Raw genomic sequence first — 2,574 nt, forward strand, 5'->3', positions numbered from 1 at the left:
GCATGAAATGAACTTTCCACCTTTCACCCTGCCCAAAAAAGCGCTGAGCGTGAGCGTTGTTACCAACGCGCATCGCGAGGTTTCGCCCTACAGCTTCAATCAGACCGCCTATAACTTTCTCGGTGGTCACTGGCAGGCAACGCTGGATCTCAACGACGCGCGATATCAGGACCGGGCCAATATTCTGGCCTGGCTCACAACGCTTGAAGGGCCGACAGTTGTGTTTCATCTGCCGGCGATGGATTACCGCGGGCCGCATGGCGTCTTAACGCAAAACCCCACATTTGCCGCAGCCGCGTCACAGCGGGGCAAAACCCTGGTGGTGCAGCATGCGCCGGGCGAAGCGTTTGTTGTCACTGATCAAATCACCATCAACGGGCATCTGCACATGATCAACTCGGTGCAGGCGCCAGATGTTTCAAATCAACAGCAAATCACGATCTGGCCGCGTCTGCGCGAAGACGTGGCACAGGGCGGGGCGATCGAGGCGCTGGCGCCCTATGGAGCCTGGGCGCTGGCAAAGCCCAGCAATGGCCACAGCACGAACTTCAAGCTGGGTCGATCGATGAAACTTGATTTGATCGAGGCGCTTTGATGGAGACAGTTGGCGACAAACACATTTGCCTTCTGGTGCGTGGCCAGTTTGACAGCGGCGATTTCGCCATGTTCACCGGCCCGGGCGAGGTGGTCTATGACGGCGTGACCTATGTGGGCGCCGGCGAGCTGCTGCAGGTCGGTGACACGGCCGGCGACAGCACCGGTGGCAGTTCCGGCCTTTCAATCTCACTTTCTGGCATCGATGCGGCGATCATTGCGCTGGCGGAGCTCGAAGAGTTTCAGCGCCGGCGTGTAACGGTTTATCTGGGCATCTTTGAAGACGAGGGCCAGCTGCTGGAAGCAGACGTATTCTTTGACGGTCTGGCTGACGATATGGAAAGCAGCGACGACCCTGCAAATCCTGAAGTGGTTCTGTCCTGCGAACAGCGCGCGCTGGATCTTGGCCGGCCGCGGCCATTTCGCTACCTGCCAGAGGATCAAAAGAAGCGCTTCCCCGGCGATACGTTCTTTGACCTGGTTCAGGCGATCCAGAACCGTGATGACACATGGGGAAAATAGCCGGCTGGGAAAGGCTGCTGCTGGACGAGCTCGCGTGCTGGCAAGGTGTGCAGTTCATCTGGGGCCGGACGGACTGCCTGTCGATGTGTATCGCCTGTGAGCGCGCTGTCACGGGGGAGAGCCGGTTTGCGGGCCTTCCGCATTACAGCAGCGAGTTTGGAGCGCTGCTTGGTCTGAAACGTCTGGGGCATTCTTCTGTTGAGGATCTGGTTTCTGCAACTCTGCCCGGCATTTCCGTGTTGGCAGCGGGGCGCGGTGATTGGGTGATGCGGGACACTGACGCGCTGGCGCCGGGTGCCTTTGGTGTGGTGGTCGGACGCAATGCCGCATTTTTATCTGAATCCGGACTGATTTATCTGCCGGCCCAAAGCGTGCGGCTTGCCTGGAGTATTTCATGAAATCGACACGGAAATTTGTGCTGTTGGCATCAACGGCAGTGGTGGCTTTTACCTCGCCAGCTGACGCCGCTCCGGTCGTATTGGCGTTTGCCGGGACTGTACTGGGTGGCGCAGCGACAGCGTTTGCCACGGGCTCCGCGATCGTCTGGGCCACGGTGCTGGGCAATGCCGCGGTGGCCGGTGTGCTGGCCGGGCTTCAGATGGCCTTTGCGCCTACTGCATCCACCAACACCGGGGCGTCAGAAATCACCCTGAACCGGATCCAACCCGTCACTGAGGGCTTGTTTCTGTATGGCGAACGGATGCTTGGCGGATCTATCATTGCGCGCTCCACATCAACGGCCGATGGCAAAGAGCACAAACGCTATCATTCGGTTATCCCGCTGGCCTGCCATGAGATTGACGGCGCGGTGGAAGCCTGGATCGGCGAAACGCTGGTCTGGACCGCCACACAATACGCAGCGGATGAAGCGGCGGTGCTGCCGGATGCCGATCGCTGGGGCCAGATCGACAGCGATTTTAAGGGCAAATTCGTCCTGACCGTTCACAATGGGTCCGACAATCAGGCCGCCGAGGCGCGCTATTACAATGCTGTATCTGAATGGGCGGCAACGGCACGGGGTCGGGGCATCGCCTATGTCTACTTTGAGGCAGACTTTGACGGTGATCTGTTCCCTCAGGGCGTGGAAACCATCACCGTCCGCGCCCGGGGCAAGCGGGTTTATGATCCGCGCGACGGTCAGACCAAATACACCAGCAACGTGTTCCTGCATGTGCGGGATTACGTTCTGACGCCTGAGATGGTCGGCGGTATTGGTTGGTCTGCAGCTGACATCGATGACGCTGCAATCATTGCAAACGCCAACATCGCCGAAGAGCAGATCCCGCTGACCGGAGGCGGGACGGAAGACCGCTATGCGTTCAACGGTGTTCTGAATACTGCAGACAGCCCGAAGAAGAATCTTGACCGCCTGTCAACGGCCTGGACCGGATGGTGGACTGTCGATCGCGGTAAACTGATTGTCGGAGGGGCAGCATATGAGCCGCCGGTACACACCAT

The 2,574-nt window shown here is 59.1% G+C and carries 4 protein-coding genes; all 4 read left to right on the forward strand.

Annotated elements, in window-relative coordinates:
• The coding region (locus DWA01_RS23040) for a hypothetical protein (RefSeq protein ID WP_160115934.1) at positions 1-595 on the forward strand (595 nt) is incomplete at its 5' end.
• Positions 595-1,116, forward strand: a complete 522-nt coding sequence (locus DWA01_RS00460; protein WP_114283669.1) for a hypothetical protein — start codon at positions 595-597, stop codon at positions 1,114-1,116. The genes DWA01_RS23040 and DWA01_RS00460, both read left to right, overlap by 1 nt.
• A complete protein-coding gene (locus DWA01_RS00465) occupies positions 1,104-1,514 on the forward strand; it encodes a DUF6950 family protein (protein WP_114283670.1) in 411 nt (136 codons plus the stop codon). The genes DWA01_RS00460 and DWA01_RS00465 overlap by 13 nt, the downstream gene beginning before the upstream one ends.
• A partial coding sequence (locus DWA01_RS00470; protein WP_200832468.1) for a hypothetical protein occupies positions 1,511-2,574 on the forward strand: 1,064 nt, incomplete at its 3' end. The genes DWA01_RS00465 and DWA01_RS00470, both read left to right, overlap by 4 nt.

The organism is Candidatus Halocynthiibacter alkanivorans (assembly GCF_003333265.1).
In the GTDB taxonomy this organism is placed as follows: domain Bacteria; phylum Pseudomonadota; class Alphaproteobacteria; order Rhodobacterales; family Rhodobacteraceae; genus Halocyntiibacter_A; species Halocyntiibacter_A alkanivorans.